Genomic DNA, 19,614 nt, shown 5'->3' with positions numbered 1-19,614 from the left:
CTTCCGCGAAAGGTGCCATTCGTGTCGCAGGACGATCAGAGAACGGGCGGTAAGGGGGACCTGTCGGTGACGGCGGATCTGCCCGGTGATCCGACCCAGGGCCGGCACCCCACGACCGACCGGGTGGTGTTCGGAGTCACCGCAGTCCTCACCCTCGCCTTCGTCGTCTGGGGGGCGACCGCCACCGACTCGCTGGAGGACGCCTCCAGCACCCTGCTCAACGGCCTGATGCACAACGGTGGCTGGGCCTTCATGCTGGCGGCCTCGGGGTTCGTGGTGTTCGCACTCTGGCTCGCCATCAGCAGGTACGGGAAGATCTCCCTGGGTCAGGAGGGCGAGGAGCCGGAATTCCGGACCGTGTCCTGGGTCGCGATGATGTTCAGCGCGGGCATGGGCATCGGCCTGATGTTCTACGGAGTCAGCGAGCCCCTGGCGCACTTCATCCACCACCCGCCCGGGACCCATCCGGCCGACGCCGCCGACGCGATGCAGACGGCCATGGCCACCACCCTCTTCCACTGGACGCTCCATCCCTGGGCGATCTACGCGGTGGTCGGTCTCGCGATCGCGTACAGCACCTATCGGCGCCGCAGGCGTCAGACGATCAGCGCGGTCTTCGAGCCGCTCATCGGTGCCCGGCACGCCCACGGCGGTGTCGGCCGGTTCATCGACATCCTCGCCATCTTCGCCACGCTCTTCGGTTCGGCCGCCTCGCTGGGCCTGGGAGCCCTCCAGATCGGCAGCGGATTTCACGAGCTGAACTGGAAGGAGAAGACCGGCACCGGACTGCTCGTCCTGATCATCGCCGTACTGACGGTCGCCTTCGTCGCCTCGGCGATCTCCGGCGTGGAGAAGGGCATCCAGTGGCTGTCCAACATCAACATGGTGCTCGCCCTGATCCTCGCCGTCTTCGTGTTCATCGCGGGCCCCACCATCATCGTGCTCGACCTGCTGCCCACCTCGATCGCCGCCTACCTCGGTGATCTGCCGCAGCTCGCCGGCCGCACGGAGGCGACCGGCAAGGGTGAGGTCGCCGACTGGCTCAGCAGCTGGACCGTCTTCTACTGGGCCTGGTGGATCTCCTGGACGCCGTTCGTCGGCATGTTCATCGCCAGGATCAGCCGCGGGCGGACGATCCGTCAGTTCATCGGCGGCGTCATCCTGGTGCCCAGCACCGTCAGTCTCATCTGGTTCGCGATCTTCGGCGGCACCGCCATCAAGCTCCAGGAGGCGGGGAAGCTGGACGGCGCCGACACCCAGGAGGCCCAGCTCTTCGGCGTACTGCAGCAGTTCCCCATCCCCACCGTGATGAGCCTGCTGGTGATGATCCTGGTCGGCATCTTCTTCGTCTCGGGCGCGGACGCGGCCTCCATCGTGATGGGCACCCTCTCGCAGAAGGGCATCCTCGAACCGGCCAAGTGGGTCGTCATCTTCTGGGGCGTCGTCACCGGCGCGGTGGCGGCGGTCATGCTGCTCATCGGGAACGGAAAGGGCGATGCGCTGGCCGGTCTGCAGAACCTGACCATTCTGGTGGCCGCGCCCTTCACCATCGTGATGATCGGCATGTGCGTGGCACTGATGCGGGACCTGCGGGAGGACCCGCTCATCGTGCGCCGTGAGTTCGGGGTGGAAGCCGTCGAGTCCGCGGTCATCGAGGGGCACGCCAAGTACGACGGCGACTTCGAGATCCGGATCGGTCCCGGCGGCAGCCAGATCACCACCGAGCGGCACGACAAGCCCGGCGGTCCGACGCCCGCGGGCGACTGATGCGCGGGGTGCGCGGAGCCGACGGATCAGCCCACCAGGCGGGCCGCCGCCTCTGCGCACCCCAGTGCCACCGTCACCCCCGCGCCCCCGTGCCCGTAGTTGTGCACCAGACGCCCGCCGCCGGGCAGCGGCTCGGCCTCGATCCGCACCCCCGCGTCCCGGGCGGGCCGTAGTCCCACCCGGTGTCCGACGACCCGCGCCCCGGCTATCTCCGGGCGGACCCGGGCGCACCGGGCCACGATCTCCTGCGCCGTACGGGGATCGGGCACCGTGCTCCAGTCGTCGGCCCGGGCCGTGCCGCCGAGCACCAGCCGGCCCGGCTGCGGGAAGAAGTACGTGGTCTCGCTCGACGCCGGGTCCGCCTCGGTGAACCACTCCTCGATCCCGGGGTTCTCCACCAGCACCAACTGGCCGCGCACCGGCCGCATCCCGGAGTCCGGAACCAGGTCCCGGGCACCGAGCCCCGCGCAGTTGACCACCGTCGCCGCCTCGGCGGCCGCCTCGTCGAACGAGGTGACGGTCCGCCGCTCCACCGAGCCCCCGGCCGCCCTGACCCGTCCCTCCAGCCACCCCAGGTGGACGGGCATGTCGATCAGCGGCAGCCGGCACCGCAGCCCCTCAGCGCTCTCCACCACGTCGTTCAGCTGCCCCGCCCACGGCCCGAGCCCGGCGAGCCGCTCGCCGCGGTGCACTCCCTCGACCAGCCGCACGCCGGTCTCCCGCGGACGGGCGGCCAGCTCCTCGTACCACCGCAGCGTGGTCAGTGACCACCCGCCCACCCGGTTCTGCGGCTCGATCCGGTACGGCCACCACAGGGCGCCCGCGACCGCCGACGTCGTGGCCGAGGCCGGTGCCGCGGACCAGACCCGCACCCGGTGGCCGCGCCCCGCGAGCACCATCGCCGTGGTGAGACCGCTGACCCCGCCGCCCACCACGACCACATCCGACACTGCCGCCCCGCCGCTGCCCTGGCCCGTCACGTCTCGACTCATGGCCGGACGCTAACGGACATCCGCGCCGCCGTGCTCAGCGGTGCACGGTCGAAGGCCCTGCCGGCCGCCTCCGCGGGGCACCGGTGGGCCTGACCGCCCGAGGTGGTCCGGCGGCCGATTAGGATCGGCACCCTGATGACTGCCACCCTCGTCGCCAAGGACCTCGCCGCCGGACACGGCGACCGCACTCTCTTCGCCGAGCTCGACCTCGTGGTCGCGCCCGGTGACGTGATCGGTCTCGTCGGAGTCAACGGCGCCGGTAAATCGTCGCTGCTCCGCCTGCTCGCCGGGCTCGACCAGCCGGAGGAGGGCGAGCTGCGGCTCTCCCCGCCCACCGCCACGGTCGGGCACCTGCCACAGGAACCGGAGCGCCGCCCCGGCGAGACCGTGCGCGCGTTCCTGGCCCGCCGCACAGGCGTCGCCGACGCCCAGACCACCATGGACGCCGCCACGCAGGCCCTCGTGGACGGGGCACCCGGCGCCGACGACGCGTACTCCGAGTCGCTGGAGCGCTGGCTCGCACTGGGCGGCGCCGATCTGGACGAGCGGGCCGAGGAGATCGCGGCCGACCTCGGCCTCACCGTCGGACTCGACCTGCCGATGACCGCACTCTCCGGCGGCCAGGCCGCCCGCGCGGGCCTCGCCTCGCTGCTGCTGTCGCGCTACGACATCTTCCTGCTGGACGAGCCCACCAACGACCTCGACCTGGACGGTCTGGAACGGCTGGAGCGGTACGTCTCCGGGCTGCGCGCCGGCACGGTCGTCATCAGCCACGACCGCGAGTTCCTGATGCGCACGGTCACCAAGGTCCTCGAACTCGACCTCGCCCAGCAGCAGATCAACCTGTACGGCGGCGGCTACGCGGCCTACCTGGAGGAGCGCGACCGGGCCCGCAGGCACGCCCGTGAGGAGTTCGAGGAGTACGCGGACAAGCGCTCGGCACTCGAAGGCCGGGCCCTGATGCAGCGTTCCTGGATGGACAAGGGCGTCAGGAACGCCCGCCGCAAGGCCTCGGACTCGGACAAGATGGCCCGCAAGTTCCGCAGCGAGTCGAGCGAGAAGCAGGCAGCGAAGGCCCGGCAGACCCAGCGCATGATCGAGCGCCTCGACGTCGTGGACGAGCCGCGCAAGGAGTGGGAACTGCGGATGGAGATCGCGACCGCGCCCCGCTCCGGTTCCGTCGTGGCGACCCTGCGTGAGGCCCAGGTCGTCCGCGGCGACTTCGCGTTCGGGCCGGCCTCGCTCCAGATCGACTGGGCGGACCGGGTCGCCATCACCGGCGCCAACGGAGCCGGCAAGTCGACTCTGCTCGCGGCCCTGCTCGGCCGTCTCCCCCTGGACTCGGGGCACGCGAGCCTGGGCTCGGGAGTGGTCGTCGGTGAGGTCGACCAGGCACGGCAACTGTTCCACGGATCGGAGTCGCTCCTGGAGGCGTTCTGCGCGGCCGTACCCGAGACGGAGCCCGCTGAGGTCCGGACGCTGCTCGCCAAATTCGGCCTGCGTGCCGACCATGTGATGCGCCCGGCGACCACGCTCTCCCCGGGCGAGCGCACCCGGGCGGCGCTCGCGCTCCTCCAGGGCCGTGGCGTCAACCTCCTGGTGCTGGACGAGCCCACGAACCACCTGGACCTGCCCGCGATCGAACAGCTGGAGTCGGCGCTCGACTCCTACACGGGGACGCTGCTGCTGGTGACGCACGACCGCCGGATGCTGGAGGCGGTCCGCACGACGCGCCGCGTCGAGGTGGCGGCGGGCCGGCTGACGGAGATCTGACCGTTCCGGCCTTCGCCGGTCCGAGGCGCGGGGCCCGGGGCGGGGCTCCGGATCACGCGAAGGGCCGGGGCGGGGAAAGGGCCCGCCGCCGGCGCGCGCCTCTCCCCGCTCCGCCCCACGGCGGCTAGCGCTTCTTGCCGCCCTTCGTGGGATCCACCAGCCCCGCCCGCCGCAGCGCGTCGGCCATCGCGCCGTTGGCCGGGGCCGCAGCCGGCGCCTGGCGAGCGCCGGCACCGTTGCCGCCCCCGCCACCGCGCCGGTCGCGCCCCTGGCCGCCCTGGCCGCCACGCGCGCCCGATCCGCCCTGACCCTGGCCCTGCCGCTGCCTCGGCGGACGCCCGCCGCGCTCACCGGCCGTGGCTCCGGAGCCCGCACCGGCGCCCGCGCCCGCCTCGTCGTCCAGCCGCAGCGTCAACGAGATCCGCTTCCGCGGGATGTCGACCTCCATGACCTTGACCTTGACGATGTCACCCGGCTTCACGACATCGCGGGGGTCCTTCACGAAGGTCCTCGACATCGCCGACACGTGCACCAGACCGTCCTGGTGCACCCCGATGTCCACGAACGCGCCGAAGGCCGCGACGTTCGTCACGACGCCCTCCAGCACCATCCCGGACGCCAGGTCGCCGATCTTCTCGACGCCTTCCTTGAAGGTGGCCGTCTTGAAGGCCGGACGCGGGTCGCGTCCGGGCTTCTCCAGCTCCCTGAGGATGTCCGTGACGGTCGGCAGCCCGAACTTCTCGTCCACGAAGTCGTCCGCCCGCAGCGTCCGCAGCACGTCCGAGTTGCCGACCAGCGAGGCGACGTCACCGCCCGTCCGCTTCGCCATCGCACGGACCACCGGGTACGCCTCCGGGTGCACACTGGAGGCGTCCAGCGGGTCGTCGCCGCGGATCCGCAGGAAGCCCGCGCACTGCTCGTACGCCTTCGGGCCCAGCCGCGCCACGTCCTTGAGGCCCTTACGGGAGCTGAACGGGCCGTTGGCGTCGCGGTGCGCCACGATGTTCTCCGCGAGCCCCGAACCGATGCCGGAGACCCGCGAGAGCAGCGGCGCCGACGCGGTGTTGACGTCGACCCCGACTCCGTTCACACAGTCCTCGACCACCGCGTCGAGCGAGCGCGACAGCTTCACCTCGGACAGGTCGTGCTGGTACTGGCCGACTCCGATGGACTTCGGGTCGATCTTCACCAGTTCGGCAAGGGGGTCCTGGAGGCGGCGCGCGATCGAGACCGCGCCACGCAACGAGACGTCCATGTCGGGGAGTTCCTGCGAGGCGAAGGCGGAGGCCGAGTACACGGAGGCGCCCGCCTCCGACACCATCACCTTGGTGAGCTTCAGCTCCGGGTGCTTGTCGCACAGTTCACCGGCGAGCTTGTCCGTCTCGCGTGACGCGGTGCCGTTCCCGATCGCGATCAGATCGACATCGTGCGCCTTCGCCAGCTGCTCCAGCTTGGCGAGCGACTGGTCCCACTTGTTCGCCGGGACGTGCGGGTAGATGACATCGGTCGCGACGACCTTGCCGGTCGCGTCGACGACGGCGACCTTCACCCCGGTACGGAAGCCGGGGTCGAGCCCCAGCGTGGCCCGCGTCCCGGCCGGTGCGGCGAGGAGCAGATCGCGCAGGTTCGACGCGAAGACGCGCACCGCCTCGTCCTCCGCCGCCGTACGCAGCCGCAGGCGCAGGTCGATCCCGAGGTGGACGAGGATCCGGGTCCGCCACGCCCAGCGCACCGTGTCGGCCAGCCACTTGTCACCGGGACGCCCGCGGTCGTTCACCCCGAAGCGGCGGGCCACCATGTTCTCGTACGACGACGGGCCCGGCGTCTCGGACGGCTCCTCCGGCTCCAGGACCAGGTCGAGGACGTCCTCCTTCTCGCCCCGGAGCATCGCCAGCACCCGGTGTGAGGGGAGCGCGGTGAACGGCTCGGCGAAGTCGAAGTAGTCCGCGAACTTGGCGCCCGCCTCCTCCTTGCCGTCCCGCACCCTGGCCATCAGCCGCCCGCGCGACCACATGCGCTCACGCAGGTCGCCGATCAGGTCGGCGTCCTCCGAAAAGCGCTCGGTGAGGATGGCGCGGGCCCCCTCCAGGGCCGCAGCGGCGTCCGCGACGCCCTTGCCGGCGTCGACGAAGGCCGCGGCCGAGGCGAGCGGGTCCGTCGACGGGTCGTCGAGCAGCCCGGAGGCGAGCGGTTCGAGACCGGCCTCCCGGGCGATCTGCGCCTTGGTCCGCCGCTTCGGTTTGAACGGAAGGTAGATGTCCTCCAGACGCGCCTTGGTGTCGGCGGCCCGGATCTGCGCTTCCAGCGCCTCGTCGAGCTTGCCCTGCTCCCGTACGGATTCGAGGATCGCCGCACGGCGCTCCTCCAGCTCCCGCAGATACCGCAGCCGTTCCTCGAGCGTGCGCAGCTGCGCATCGTCGAGCATCTCGGTCGCTTCCTTGCGGTAGCGCGCGATGAACGGCACGGTCGATCCGCCGTCGAGCAGCTCGACGGCCGCCTTCACCTGTCGCTCGCGTACGCCGAGCTCCTCGGCGATCCTGCCTTCGATGGACGTCGTCACGGTTCTACCGACTCGCCTTCTCCTGCTGGCTGTGCTGGTCGGGCCCGGTGCCGGCCGTGAGGACCGGCGCCGGAGCCACTCGCCTGCATTGTGCCGGGTGGCCGGGCGCCGTGTCGCCCGACCACCCCAGTTGTCGGCCGCCGGTTTCCGGCAGGTCAGCCGGTCGCTTCCGCGGGAAACGCGCCGGCCGCCAGCGCGGTGCCGAGGAATCCGCGCCCCAGTTCCGTCAGCCGGGCCACGCCCGCGCCGCCGAGGTGCTCGTACGGGGCCAGGTCCATCCGGTCCGTGTCCTCCTCCAGACCGGCCCGCAGCGCGGTGCCCTCTTCCGTCAACCCGCCCTCGGAGGTGAGCAGTCCACGCTCGCGCAGCCGCTCGGACGCGTCCTCCCAGTCGGTGCGCCGCCAGCCGCGGCTGGCCAGGATCCAGCGCGGCGCCATGCCCTTGCCGGTGGCGGTGTGGCTGACCAGGGCCTCCAGCGGGTCGAGCGAGGCCGCGAGGAGAGCGGCGAGGTGGGCGTCGCCGCGGTGCTCACGCAGCAGCGTCGCGGCGTGCCAGTACGCCAGGTGCGGCTGCTGCGGCACCGGGAGATCGGCGTGTGCCGCGTAGAGCGGCCGGGCGTGTCGCGTACAGCCCTCGGCGGCGCGCAGAGCCAGCTGTGCGGCCTCGGCCATCTCGGGCGAGGCGATGACCTCCTCGCCGAGCAGCCGGCGCAGCGTCGAGTCGGCGGCACGCAGCCGCGCCGCCAGGACCGTCCCGGGCGAGGCGAGGTCCCAGACGGCGGGGACATGCCGGGCCACGAGCTCGTGGTTGAAGTTGTAGAAGGTGGCGGTGACCGTGCCCGGGCCGACCGCCCCCATGGCAGCGGCGCGCGTGGCGAAGTAGGCGGCGGTGGGGTCGTCGATCCCGATCCCCCCGAGCTCCTTGCCGAGGTCGGGCGAGAAGTAGAGCGCGGAGTGCAGCGGGTTGAGGGCGTTGTGACAGCGGCGTCCGGCGCGGGGCGGGAGAGTACTCATGCCCGCACGTTACCGACTGGTCGGTACGTGTCGGAACCCCGGGGCCCGCGTGAGTTGCGCCGCAGCCCGGCATGGCAGGAAAGGTGGGCATTCCGTCATTGCGGCCCTCCGTCCGGCCGCCCAGGATGGCGGACATGAAGCAGCGATCCGTACTCGTCGTCCTCTTCGACGGCATCCAGAGCCTCGATGTGACCGGGCCGATGGAGGTCTTCGCCGGCGCCTCCCGGTTCCCGGAGGTCTCGTACGAGCTGCGCACCGCTTCGCTGGACGGCGCGCCCGTGCGTTCGTCCTGCGGCCTCACGCTGGTGCCCGACGGCAGCCTCGCCGACGAGGCGACGCCCCACACCCTTCTCGTCCCGGGCGGCTGGGGCACCCGGGATCCCGCCCCCGCCCTCGTCGGCTGGCTGCGCGCGCACGGCCCGCGCCCCGAGCGGCTCGTCTCCGTCTGCAGCGGCGCCCTGCTCCTCGCCGCCGCCGGACAGCTGGACGGGCACCGGGTGACCACGCACTGGAACGTCTGCGACCACCTCGCCCGCGCCTATCCGGCCGTCGAGGTCGATCCCGAGCCGATCTTCGTACGCGACGGGCGGCTCGCCACTTCCGCCGGAGTCACCGCGGGCATCGACCTGGCGCTCGCACTCGTCGAGGAGGACCACGGCAGGGACGTGGCGCTCACCGTGGCCCGGCACCTGGTGGTCTTTCTGCGCAGGCCCGGCAACCAGTCCCAGTTCAGTGCCCAGCTCACCGCCCAGACGGCCCGCCGCGAACCGCTGCGCGAGGTCCAGCACTGGATCACCGAACACCCCGGCGAGGACCTCTCCGTCGAGTCCCTCGCCGCCCGTGCCCGGCTCTCACCGCGTCACTTCGCCCGCGCCTTCCAGGCGGAGACCGGCACGACGCCCGGCCGGTACGTCGACCGCGTCCGCCTCGAACAGGCCCGCCGGCTCCTCGAGGACACCACCGACGGCATCACCGGGATCGCGCGCACCTGCGGCTACGGAACCCCGGAGGCGATGCGCCGCGCGTTTCTCAAGGCGGTGGGTACGGCACCCGCCGAATACCGCCGGCGATTCAGCTCCCACCCGGCAGTCGAACGCGCCGGCACGCAGTAGCTCACTCACCGACCGAAAGGCAGGCACTCACCCATGCAGATCGCCATCGTCCTCTTCGACCGGTTCACGGCGCTGGACGCCGTCGGACCGTACGAGATCCTGTCCCGCGCGCCCGGTGCCGAGACCGTCTTCGTCGCCGAGTCGGCCGGTGAGGTGCGCAACGACAGCGGCAGCCTGGCGCTGGTGGCCGACCGGACTCTGGATGACGTCCCCGCAGCCGACCTGGTGATCGTCCCCGGTGGCCCCGGGCAGAGCGCGCAGATGGACAACGAGACGCTCCTCGGCTGGCTGCGCCGCTCCGACGCCACCAGCACCTGGACGACCTCCGTCTGCACCGGCTCACTGCTGCTCGCGGCCGCCGGGCTCCTGAAGGGGCGGCGCGCGACCTCGCACTGGCTCGCGCTGGAGACGCTGAAGGGCTACGGCGCCGAGCCCACCGGCGAACGCGTGGTCACCGACGGCAAGTACGTCACGGCCGCGGGCGTCTCGTCGGGCATCGACATGGGCCTCACCCTGCTCGGCCGGATCGCCGGCGACGAGCACGCCCAAGCCGTACAACTGCTCACGGAGTACGACCCGCAGCCGCCGTACGACACGGGATCACCCGAGAAGGCCCCGGTCGCGATGGTCGAGCAATGGCGCGCCAGGAGCCGCTTCATCCTTGAGTAGAGGCCCTACGCCCCGGCCGGCCAGGTGAAGCGCGGGGCACGGCGCTCCAGGAAGGCGGCGACACCCTCCGCGGTGTCGCCGCTGCGGCGGGCCTGCGCCGCCCAGTGCGCGTCCCGGTCCTCGCGCCCCGCGGCGAACTCCTTCGCCGCCGCCTGGGTCAGCTGCGAACGGGACACCAGGGTCCGTGCGTACGCCTCGACCCGTTCGTCCAACGCGCCGGCGGGCAGTACCTCGTCCACCAGGCCCGTCCGCAGCGCCCGTTCCGTGTCGATCAGCTCGCCGGAGAAGAGCAGGTGCTTCGCCGTCGCGGGGCCGGTCAGCGCGACCAGCCGGCGGGTCGACGACGCGGGGTAGACGATCCCGAGCCTGGCCGGGGTGACGCCGAAGGAGGCCCCCTCCTCCGCGAAGCGCAGATCGCAGGCGGCGGCCAGCTGGCTGCCGCCGCCCACGCAGTAGCCGCGCACCGCGGCGAGCGTCGGCCGGGGAAAGGCGGCCAGCGCCTCCTCGGCCGCCACCGCGAGACCCTGCGGAGCACCTGAGGGATCGCGGAGGGAGGAGATGTCCGCGCCGGCGCAGAAGGTGTCCCCGGCGCCGGTCAGCACCAGGGCGCGTACCGACGGATCGGCGGCAAGCTCCTTGAGCAGCACGGGGAGCGCATGCCACATCGCGGCCGTCATCGCGTTGCGCTTGGCGGGATGGCTGATGACGACGGTGGCGACGCCGTCCGCGACGGCGTGCTCCAGCCGGGGTTCCGTACGGTCCATGCGCCGGATGCTATCCATGCCGGCGGAGTCGAAGGCCACCGCCGGGGTCCGTCGCCCTCCCCCTCGGACCCATCGCGGCCGGCGCGGGGCACGCCGGATCGTGCCGGTGGTCCCCGGATCGGACGGCGCCCGGTGCAGGCGTGGACGGCCTCCGAAAGGAAGGTCAGAAGCGGTCCGTGAGATGACGTAACCACATTGATTCAGTCAAGTTCGGTCGATTGAGGTCGACTTCTGTTCAGTGGTACGGGCCGAACCGACTACCCCCCGCACCCTGTACTCGACGTGCAGTCACCACCGAGGGAGAGCGGGTACCGGACAATGGAGAGCCGCGGGAGTGTCCCCGCCAGGCCCGTGCCGTACGAGGGGGTCTGGCGGTTCACCGCCCCGGCCGCGGATGTCTCCGTACCCCAGGCCCGGCACGCCGTACGTGATCTGCTGGAGCGCCAGGGCGTCCCCCTGGACGACGACATCGCTCAGGGCCTGCTGCTCATCGTCTCCGAGCTGGCGACCAATGCCGTGAAACATGCCGCGCTGCTCTCGCCGGAGCTCGCGGTCGAGGTGGCTGTCGGCGCCGACTGGATCAGGGTGTCCGTCGAGGACAACCACCCCTACCGGCCGACGGCGCTGGAGACGGACTACGCGCAGACCGGTGGGCGCGGACTGCTGCTGGTCCGTGAGATCACCCGGGAAGCGGGCGGGACCTGCGACGTGGAGCACACCGCAGGCGGCGGAAAGGTCATCTGGGCGGCGCTGCCGCTCCGTACGCGCCTGTGACCCCTCCGCGTCGACGCCGGCGATCCGCGCCTGCCGGCCGGCGCCGGCCAAGCGCGCCTACCAGCCGGCGCCCGGTCCCGTCAGCTCCCGGATCGCGGGACGGGCGGCGTCCAGCACGGTCATGAACCACGCGGAGAAGGGGGCCCGGGCGTGGCGCTCCGTCAGCTCCGCGGCTGTCACGAAAGCCGTCTCGCCCACCTCCTCCGGATCCGCGCGCACCTGCTCCTGGGCCATGCCCACGAAGAGGTGGTTGAACTCCTGCTCGACCAGCCCCGACGCGGGGTCCGGGTGGTTGTAGCGCACGGTGCCCGCCTCGGCCAGCAGCGAGGGCGAGATCCCCAGCTCCTCGTACGTGCGCCGGGCGGCGGCGGCGAAGGGCGCCTCGCCCGGATACGGGTGGCCGCAGCAGGTGTTGGACCAGACACCGGGGGAGTGGTACTTGCCCAGTGCGCGGCGCTGGAGCAGCAGCCGGCCCTGCTCGTCGAAGAGGAACACGGAGAATGCCCGGTGCAGTTGGCCGGGTGCCTGGTGGGCGGCGAGCTTCTCCGCCGTGCCGATGGTGGTGCCGTTCTCGTCGACCAGTTCGAGCATGATCGCTTCTGCTGTGCCGGTCGACGAGCTGTTCGCCGCGGTGGCTGGTGTGGTCGGCATACCCATCCTTCGCTATGGACCCGGCCCCGTGCGCCCGGCCCGTCGAGTCTGCTCAAGTCTGCCGTACAAAAGCGGCTTGTCCGCACTTAGGGTCCTGGCATGTCCGGCCACACCACACCACCCGGGTCGTGGGCACGAGTGGTGCCTCAGACCCCGAACGCCGCCGGATACTCAATCGTGCCCTGCGCGACAGGCACGGAATCATCGAGGACCAGAGCCATCATCGCCTCGTCCGGCACCTCGAAACCTGGCCGGATCCCGTACCGCGAAGCGGGCACGAAACCGAACTTCGGGTAGTACTCGGGATGGCCGAGCACCAGGACCAGGGGCTCCCCGCGCAGCCGTGCGGCATCGAGCAGCGCCCGCACCACGGCCTGCCCCGCGCCCCGGCGCTGGTGCGCGGGCGCGGTGGCCACCGGGGCCAGTGCGAGTGCCGGAGCATTCCCCACGAGACAACGGGTCAGCAGGGCGTAGGCGGCGAGGGACCCGTCGTGCGCTTCGGCGACGTACGAGAGCCCCGGAACCCAGGCCGACGGGTCCTGGCGCAGAGCGTCGACCAGATCGGCCTCCGCCTCCGTCGGGAACGCGGCCGCGTTGACCGCGTGCACGGCGGCGGTGTCGGCAGCAGTCTCGGGGCGGGCAGTCCAGCGGGCGAGGGGTCGCAGACCGCGGTCGTGCGGGGGTGTCGGGTCGTTCAGGGGATGATCGGCGTCGGTCAACGTGGGAACCCTTGAGCGTTGCGTACACAGCTTCGAAGACCCTACACCTCGGGTTCGCCGGGCCCGGCCCCTCAGTGACAGAGCTTCGCCTCGTGCTCGGCGTGGCCGCTCGGCTCCAGCTGGAAGGTGCAGTGTTCGACATCGAAGTGGTCGCCGAGGCAGCCCTGCAGTTCGTGGAGGAGCTTCTCGTGGCCGATTGAGTCGAGGAACTCCTGATGCACCACCACATGGGCGGAGACCACCGGCATCCCCGAGGTGATCGTCCAGGCGTGCAGGTCGTGGACGCCCAGCACTCCGGGCAGGGCCGTGATGTGGTCGCGGACCTCTCCCATGTCGACCCCCGGGGGCGCCGACTCCAGCAGTACGTTCAACGTTTCGCGGAGCAGCTTCACCGTGCGCGGGACGATCATGAGCCCGATGACCAGGGAGGCGACCGGGTCCGCGGCCTGCCAGCCGGTCGCCAGGATGATGCCCGCCGAGACCAGCACGGTGACTGACCCGAAAGCGTCCGCGAGCACCTCCAGATACGCGCCGCGCACGTTGAGGCTGTCTTTCTGCCCGCGCATCAGCAGCGACAGCGACACGATGTTGGCGACCAGGCCGACCAGGGCGAAGGCGATCGTCAGCCCGCCGCGGGTCTCGGCCGGGGTGATGAAACGCTCCACGGCCTCGAAGAGCAGATAGCCGCCCACCCCCAGCAGCAGGACACAGTTGGCCAGCGCGGCGAGGATCTCGGCACGGGCGTAGCCGAAGGTCCGGTTGGGCCCGGCCGGTTTGTTGGCGAAGTGGATCGCCAGGAGCGCCATGCCGAGCCCGAGGGCGTCCGTCGCCATGTGGGCCGCGTCGGCGATCAGCGCGAGGGAGCCCGACAGCGCCCCTCCGACGACCTCCATGACCGCCACGGCGAGCGTGATGCCCAGCGCGATCCTCAGCCGTCCCTTGTACGCGGCGGCCGCGGTGCCTGTGGGCGCCGTACCTCCGTGCGCATGTCCGTGATCGTGCCCTGCCCCCATGGGGACGCCTCCCGGTCGTCTGCGGACCCGGGCGCGAACGGCCCGGACCCTGTCAGTGAACTACGGGTGGGGGGTATCGGGCAACACGGCACTGAACACCGTTGTCAACTGCTCTGACCTGCGGAAATGCCCGCAGGTCAGAGCGGCGGACAAGCCCGGCGGATCAGCTACGGCGCAGACGGGCCGGGGTGGTGCAGCAGCCAGCCCTGCCAGGCGGACTCGACCATCTCACGCACCCCGCGCCGGGCCGTCCAGCCCAGCTCGCCGGACATCTTGCCGCACGAGGCGACCGCCTTCGCCGCGTCACCGGCCCTGCGCGGTTCGATCTCCGGCTTCACCCCGTGACCGGTGACCTCCGACACCAGACCGGCGAGCTCGCGCACCGAGACACCCTCGCCGCGGCCCACGTTCACGGTCAGGTCGCCGGGAACCTCCTGCGCGATCAGCTGCCCGGCGACGGCCAGGTGGGCGTCGGCCAGATCGGACACGTGGATGTAGTCGCGGATGCAGGTGCCGTCGGGGGTGGCGTAGTCGTCCCCGAAGATCCTCGGGGCCTCGCCGCGGGTCAGCCGGTCGAAGAACATGGGAATCACGTTGTAGACGCCCGTGTCCGACAGCTGCGGTTCGGCCGCGCCCGCCACGTTGAAGTAGCGCAGGCAGCCGGTGGACATCCCGTGCGCCCGCCCCGCCGCCCGCACCAGCCACTCGCCGGCGAGCTTCGTCTCGCCGTACGGATTGATCGGGACGCAGGGTGCGTCCTCGGTGATCAGCTCCACATCCGGCACCCCGTAGACGGCGGCCGAGGACGAGAACAGGAAGCGCCGTACCCCGGCGGCCACGACGGCCTCCAGGAGGACGGTCAGCCCGGCGACATTCTCCCGGTAGTACAGGAGGGGTTTCTCAACGGACTCACCGACCTGCTTCTTCGCTGCCAGGTGCACCACACCCGTCACCTCGTGCTCCGCGAGCACCCGGTCCAGCAGTGCTCGGTCGGCCGCCGAGCCCCGGATCAGCGGAACGTCGTCCGGCAGTCGGTCCGGATTGCCCGCGGAGAGGTCGTCGACCACGACCACCCGCTCCCCGGCGCCCCTCATCGCCCGCACCACGTGTGCCCCGATATATCCGGCTCCGCCGGTGATCAGCCATGTCATGTCGGCCAGGTTAGAGGGTCCGGCGTCCGGAACTCTGCGACGCCGCCTTCTCCGGCGGACCCTGCGGTGACCGCGTTTTGTCAGGCGAGGCGGCCATCGACGATGATGATCGCGGACGGGACCGCATGATGCCGCTCCGCCCGGAACAGAGCGCAAACGGGCAGTGAACTCCCGCTTCCGTTCATCCGATAGCCTCAGCCGACATGTCGCCGGCCCACATTGGGGGCCGCACTGTCGCGCGCCGACCCGTGTCAGCACCCAAGGAGTGAGTTCGTCTGTCGACCGCCATTCTCACAGGTGCTCCGGTGCCCGGATCGTCGCTCCAGGACGATCTGAGGTCACTGGGCTTCGAGGTACAGACCGCAGCCGATGTCACCGCCGCGGCCCGGCTGCTGTCCGCGGTGCCGGCCGACAGCCGTGTCGCCCTCGTCGACCCCCGTTTCGTCGGTCATGTCCACGCCCTGCGGCTCGGACTGACCGACCCCCGTTTCCCCGCCGCCTCGGTGCCCGGCGCGCTCACCGCGCAGCCCGAGGCACGTCCCGCCCTGGTCCGCGCCCTGCGCACCACCACGGAGGCGGTCGGAGCAGGTGTTCCCACCGGGCCGTCCGGCGGCACCGTCGCGGTCACCGACCGCACCGTGCCGGGGCGCCTGGCCGCCACGATGGACGCCGAGGGCACCGCGGTCCGGCGTCCGGAACTCGGCTCGCTCGTCGCCGCCGTGCCGGCGGACGAGGCCGCACGTGCCGCCGCGCTCTCCGGCGTTGCCGCCGTGGACGACGAGGCGGTCCGGCTGCGCAGCGCCGTGAAGGCCAGTGACGGCTTCTTCACCACGTACTGCATCAGCCCCTACTCGCGCTACCTCGCCCGATGGTGCGCGCGCCGTGGGTTCACCCCCAACCAGGTCACCACCGCGTCGTTGCTGACCGCGCTGATCGCGGCGGGCTCCGCGGCCACCGGCACCCGCGGCGGATACGTCGCCGCCGGTCTGCTGCTGCTGGTCTCCTTCGTGCTGGACTGTACCGACGGGCAGCTCGCCCGCTACGCGCTGAAGTACTCGACGCTGGGCGCCTGGCTCGACGCCACCTTCGACCGGGCCAAGGAGTACGCCTACTACGCGGGCCTCGCCCTCGGTGCCGCCCGCGGCGGCGACGACGTCTGGGCCCTGGCCCTAGGCGCCCTGGTGCTCCAGTCCTGCCGCCACTTCATCGACTTCTCGTTCTACGAGGCGAATCACGACGCGGTCGCGAACGCCAGCCCCACAGCCGCCCTCTCCGACAAGCTCGACAGCGTCGGCTGGACGCTCTGGGTGCGCCGCATCATCGTTCTCCCGATCGGTGAGCGCTGGGCGATGATCGCCGTACTGACCGCGCTGACCACCCCGCGGATCGTCTTCTACGCGCTGCTCGTCGGCTGCGCCTTCGCGGCCTGCTACACCACCGCCGGCCGACTGCTGCGTTCCCTGACCCGCAAGGCCCGCCGCACCGACCGCGCCGCCCAGGCCCTCGCCGACCTGGCCGACTCGGGCCCGGTCGCGCAGCTCGTGGCGGCCCGCGGGCCTCGGATCTCCGGCGCCTGGGGTGCCCCGGTGGCGGCGGTCGTCGGAGCCGGCGCGCTCCTGGCAGCCGCACTGCAGCAGCCCTTCGGGAGCCGGCAGATGGTCGCCGCCGCGGTGTTCTACGCGATCTGCTCCGGTGTGGCCATGGCCCGCCCCCTCAAGGGCGCACTCGACTGGCTCGTACCCCCGGTCTTCCGCGTGGCGGAGTACTGCACGATCCTCGTCCTCGCCGCACGCAGCGACATGGACGGGGCGCTGCCCGCGGCCTTCGGCCTCGTTTCGGCGGTCGCCTACCATCACTACGACACGGTGTACCGCATCAGGGGCGGCACCGGCGCTCCGCCCCAGTGGCTGGTGCGCACGATCGGCGGGCACGAGGGCCGGACCCTGGTGGTGGCCGTATTCGCCGCCGTACTCACGGGGGCCTCCGGCTTCACCGTGGCTCTCACCGTCCTCGCGGTGGCCGTGGCGCTGGTCGTGCTGGTGGAGTCCATCCGCTTCTGGGTGTCCTCCGGGGCGCCCGCCGTTCACGACGAAGGAGAACCCGCATGATCGGCCTCGTACTGGCAGCCGGCGCAGGACGGCGTCTTCGCCCCTACACCGACACGCTCCCCAAGGCCCTCGTGCCGGTGGACGGCGAGAAGACCGTCCTCGATCTCACACTGGCCAACTTCGCCGAGATCGGGCTCACCGAGGCCGCGATCGTGGTCGGCTACCGCAAGGAGGCCGTCTACGACCGCAAGGAGGAGCTGGAGGCGAAGTACGGCCTCGAACTCACCCTCGTCGACAACGACAAGGCCGAGGAGTGGAACAACGCCTACTCCCTCTGGTGCGCCCGCGAGGTCCTCAAGCGCGGTGTGATCCTCGCCAACGGCGACACCGTCCACCCGGTCTCCGTCGAGCGGACCCTGCTGGCCGCGCGCGGGAAGGGCCAGAAGATCATCCTCGCCCTCGACACGGTGAAGAACCTCGCCGACGAGGAGATGAAGGTCATCACCCACGGTGACGAGGGTGTGCGGCGCATCACGAAGCTGATGGACCCGGCCACCGCCACGGGCGAGTACATCGGCGTCACCCTCATCGAGGCCGAAGCCGCCGAGGAGCTGGCCGACGCGCTGAGGACGACGTTCGAGCGCGACCCGGACCTGTACTACGAGGACGGTTACCAGGAGCTCGTCAACCGCGGCTTCACCGTTGACGTGGCGCCCATCGGCGACGTGACCTGGGTCGAGATCGACAACCACGAGGACCTGGCAAGGGGCAGGGAGATCGCGTGCCGGTACTGACCCGCCTCATCCCCTCCCCGGTCTTCGTCGACATCAGCCGGGGCGCCATGGACGACCTGGCCGGTCTCCTCGCCGACCAGCGGATCTCCGCGTCGGGCAAGCTCGCGATCGCCATCAGCGCCGGCTCCGGGCAGGCCCTGCGCGAGACACTGGCACCGGCCCTGCCGGGCGCCGACTGGTACTGCGTCGCGGGCGGCAACATCGACGCCGCCGTACAGCTGGCCGACGACATCAAGGGCAAGCGCTACGACGCCGTGGTCGGCCTCGGCGGGGGCAAGATCATCGACGTGGCGAAGTACGCCGCGGCACGGGTCGGCCTCCCCCTGGTCTCGGTCGCCACGAACCTCGCCCACGACGGCCTCTGCTCGCCCGTCGCCACGCTGGACAACGACAACGGCCGGGGTTCCTACGGCGTCCCGATGCCGATCGCCATGGTCATCGACCTCTCGGTGATCCGCCAGGCCCCGGCCCGCTTCGTGCGTTCCGGCATCGGCGACGCGATCTCCAACATCTCCGCGATCGCCGACTGGGAGCTCTCCCACGAGGTCAACGACGAGCAGATCGACGGACTGGCCGCCGCCATGGCCCGTACCGCGGGCGAAGCCGTCCTGCGACACCCCGGAACCGTCACCGACGACGAGTTCCTCACGGTCCTGGCCGAGTCGCTGGTGCTCTCCGGCATCGCCATCTCGATCAGCGGCGACACCCGTCCCTCGTCCGGCGCCTGCCACGAGATCAGCCACGCCTTCGACCTGCTCTTCCCCAGGCGCGCTGCCAGCCACGGCGAGCAGGTCGGCCTCGGTGCCGCCTTCGCGATGTATCTGCGCGGCGCCCGCGAGGAGTCCGGACTCTTCGCCGACGTACTCCGCCGGCACGGTCTGCCGGTCCTGCCCGAGCAGATCGGCTTCACGGCCGACGAGTTCGTCCGGGCCGTCGACTACGCCCCGCAGACCCGTCCGGGACGCTTCACCGTCCTGGAACACCTCAACCTGTCCACCGACCAGATCAGGGACGCGTACGCCGACTATGCCAAGACCATCAGTAGCTGAACTCCGTCCTGTCGTTCACCCCCCGGGCGTCAAGGACCGGCGCAGCGGCGAACACTGGGCGGGCCGGATATACATGCGCGAGGTCTCCTTGCGCGTGGACCGGTACCTGGTGAACACCAAGGTGACGCCCAACCAGCTGACCTACCTGATGACCGTCGCCGGTGTGCTCGCCGCTCCGGCCCTGCTCGTCCCGGGCATCCCCGGCGCGCTGCTCGGTGTCCTGATGGTCCAGCTCTACCTGCTGCTCGACTGCGTCGACGGTGAGCTGGCCCGTTGGAAGAAGCAGTTCTCGCTGGGCGGGGTCTATCTGGACCGGGTCGGCGCCTACCTCTGTGACGCAGCCGTGCTCGTCGGCTTCGGCCTGCGCGCCGCGGACCTGTGGGGCACCGGCCGCATCGACTGGCTGTGGGCCTTCCTGGGCACGCTCGCCGCCCTGGGCGCCATCCTGATCAAGGCCGAGACCGACCTGGTCGGCGTCGCACGCCACCAGGGCGGGCTGCCGCCGGTCAAGGAGGCAGCCTCCGAGCCGCGCTCGTCGGGCATGGCGTTCGCACGCCGGGCCGCCGGTGCGCTCAAGTTCCACCGTCTGATCCTGTGCGTCGAGGCCTCGCTGGTCATTCTGGTCGCGGCCGTCCTGGACGCGGTCCGGGACGACCTCTACTTCAGCCGCCTCGCGGTCGCGGTGCTGGCCGGCATCGCCCTGCTGCAGACCCTCCTCCACCTCGTGTCGGTCCTGGCATCGAGCAGGCTGAAGTGAGCACCCCC

General features: G+C 71.5%; 17 protein-coding genes. 9 read left to right on the top strand and 8 right to left on the bottom strand.

Translation table 11 applies throughout. The features are described 5' to 3' along the window. Positions 1-21: 21 nt before the first annotated feature. A complete protein-coding gene (locus OG538_RS03270; RefSeq protein ID WP_406089919.1) occupies positions 22-1,767 on the top strand; it encodes a BCCT family transporter in 1,746 nt (581 codons plus the stop codon). 26 nt (positions 1,768-1,793) lie between these two features. On the opposite strand, the gene OG538_RS03265 is transcribed toward OG538_RS03270, so the two are convergent. Continuing rightward, complete coding sequence (locus tag OG538_RS03265) at positions 1,794-2,759, bottom strand: FAD-dependent oxidoreductase (RefSeq protein WP_406089917.1); 966 nt, start codon at positions 2,757-2,759, stop codon at positions 1,794-1,796. Between the two features lie 135 nt (positions 2,760-2,894). On the opposite strand from OG538_RS03265, the gene OG538_RS03260 reads away from it, so the two are divergent. After that, positions 2,895-4,532, top strand: a complete 1,638-nt coding sequence (locus OG538_RS03260; RefSeq protein WP_406089916.1) for an ABC-F family ATP-binding cassette domain-containing protein — start codon at positions 2,895-2,897, stop codon at positions 4,530-4,532. Between the two features lie 124 nt (positions 4,533-4,656). Here the strand turns inward: OG538_RS03260 and OG538_RS03255 are convergent, their stop codons facing one another. Both OG538_RS03255 and OG538_RS03250 read right to left on the bottom strand, forming a co-directional pair. Further along, positions 4,657-7,092 carry a Tex family protein gene (locus OG538_RS03255; protein ID WP_406089914.1) on the bottom strand — a complete coding sequence of 812 codons (2,436 nt, stop codon included), beginning with the start codon at positions 7,090-7,092 and terminating at the stop codon, positions 4,657-4,659. A gap of 155 nt (positions 7,093-7,247) precedes the next feature. Continuing rightward, positions 7,248-8,105 carry an SCO6745 family protein gene (locus OG538_RS03250; RefSeq protein WP_406089912.1) on the bottom strand — a complete coding sequence of 286 codons (858 nt, stop codon included), beginning with the start codon at positions 8,103-8,105 and terminating at the stop codon, positions 7,248-7,250. A 134-nt stretch (positions 8,106-8,239) separates the two neighbouring features. Here OG538_RS03250 and OG538_RS03245 point away from each other — a divergent pair, with 134 nt between their 5' ends. Both OG538_RS03245 and OG538_RS03240 read left to right on the top strand, forming a co-directional pair. Beyond that, positions 8,240-9,217, top strand: a complete 978-nt coding sequence (locus OG538_RS03245) for a GlxA family transcriptional regulator (protein ID WP_406089910.1) — start codon at positions 8,240-8,242, stop codon at positions 9,215-9,217. A 33-nt stretch (positions 9,218-9,250) separates the two neighbouring features. After that, complete coding sequence (locus OG538_RS03240) at positions 9,251-9,886, top strand: DJ-1/PfpI family protein (RefSeq protein ID WP_406089908.1); 636 nt, start codon at positions 9,251-9,253, stop codon at positions 9,884-9,886. Positions 9,887-9,891: 5 nt separating this feature from the next. On the opposite strand, the gene OG538_RS03235 is transcribed toward OG538_RS03240, so the two are convergent. Beyond that, complete coding sequence (locus OG538_RS03235; protein WP_406089906.1) at positions 9,892-10,650, bottom strand: enoyl-CoA hydratase/isomerase family protein; 759 nt, start codon at positions 10,648-10,650, stop codon at positions 9,892-9,894. A gap of 318 nt (positions 10,651-10,968) precedes the next feature. On the opposite strand from OG538_RS03235, the gene OG538_RS03230 reads away from it, so the two are divergent. Beyond that, on the top strand, positions 10,969-11,424 hold the full coding sequence (locus OG538_RS03230) for an ATP-binding protein (protein WP_406089904.1): 456 nt from the start codon (positions 10,969-10,971) through the stop codon (positions 11,422-11,424). 57 nt (positions 11,425-11,481) lie between these two features. Here OG538_RS03230 and idi read toward each other — a convergent pair whose 3' ends face one another. The 4 genes from idi to galE all read right to left on the bottom strand — a co-directional run bounded on the left by idi (position 11,482) and on the right by galE (position 14,958). After that, a complete protein-coding gene (gene idi, locus OG538_RS03225) occupies positions 11,482-12,075 on the bottom strand; it encodes an isopentenyl-diphosphate Delta-isomerase (protein WP_406089902.1) in 594 nt (197 codons plus the stop codon). A gap of 146 nt (positions 12,076-12,221) precedes the next feature. Continuing rightward, entirely contained in the window at positions 12,222-12,794 is a 573-nt protein-coding gene (locus OG538_RS03220) for a GNAT family N-acetyltransferase (protein ID WP_406089900.1), read from the bottom strand. Between the two features lie 71 nt (positions 12,795-12,865). After that, entirely contained in the window at positions 12,866-13,807 is a 942-nt protein-coding gene (locus OG538_RS03215; protein ID WP_406089898.1) for a cation diffusion facilitator family transporter, read from the bottom strand. Positions 13,808-13,974: 167 nt separating this feature from the next. Then, positions 13,975-14,958 carry a UDP-glucose 4-epimerase GalE gene (galE, locus tag OG538_RS03210; RefSeq protein WP_406089896.1) on the bottom strand — a complete coding sequence of 328 codons (984 nt, stop codon included), beginning with the start codon at positions 14,956-14,958 and terminating at the stop codon, positions 13,975-13,977. Between the two features lie 305 nt (positions 14,959-15,263). Between galE and OG538_RS03205 the strand changes: the two genes are divergently transcribed. From OG538_RS03205 to OG538_RS03190, 4 genes are read left to right on the top strand one after another with little or no spacing between them, the layout of a single operon-like run. After that, a complete protein-coding gene (locus tag OG538_RS03205; protein ID WP_406089894.1) occupies positions 15,264-17,066 on the top strand; it encodes a DUF5941 domain-containing protein in 1,803 nt (600 codons plus the stop codon). Then, positions 17,063-17,800: a sugar phosphate nucleotidyltransferase gene (locus OG538_RS03200; protein ID WP_406089892.1), complete on the top strand. Its 738-nt coding sequence runs from the start codon at positions 17,063-17,065 to the stop codon at positions 17,798-17,800. Before OG538_RS03205 ends, OG538_RS03200 begins: the two co-directional genes overlap by 4 nt. Continuing rightward, positions 17,788-18,849 (top strand): iron-containing alcohol dehydrogenase family protein, encoded by a 1,062-nt coding sequence (locus tag OG538_RS03195; RefSeq protein WP_406089891.1) that lies wholly within the window; start codon positions 17,788-17,790, stop codon positions 18,847-18,849. The genes OG538_RS03200 and OG538_RS03195 overlap by 13 nt, the downstream gene beginning before the upstream one ends. After that, positions 18,827-19,606: a CDP-alcohol phosphatidyltransferase family protein gene (locus OG538_RS03190; protein ID WP_266785533.1), complete on the top strand. Its 780-nt coding sequence runs from the start codon at positions 18,827-18,829 to the stop codon at positions 19,604-19,606. The genes OG538_RS03195 and OG538_RS03190 overlap by 23 nt, the downstream gene beginning before the upstream one ends. Positions 19,607-19,614 lie beyond the last annotated feature (8 nt).

It is taken from the genome of Streptomyces sp. NBC_01013 (genome assembly GCF_045162765.1).
GTDB lineage: Bacteria > Actinomycetota > Actinomycetes > Streptomycetales > Streptomycetaceae > Streptomyces.
The sequence above is the reverse complement of the archived record's forward strand: the minus strand, read 5'-3'. Positions and strand labels throughout refer to the sequence as shown.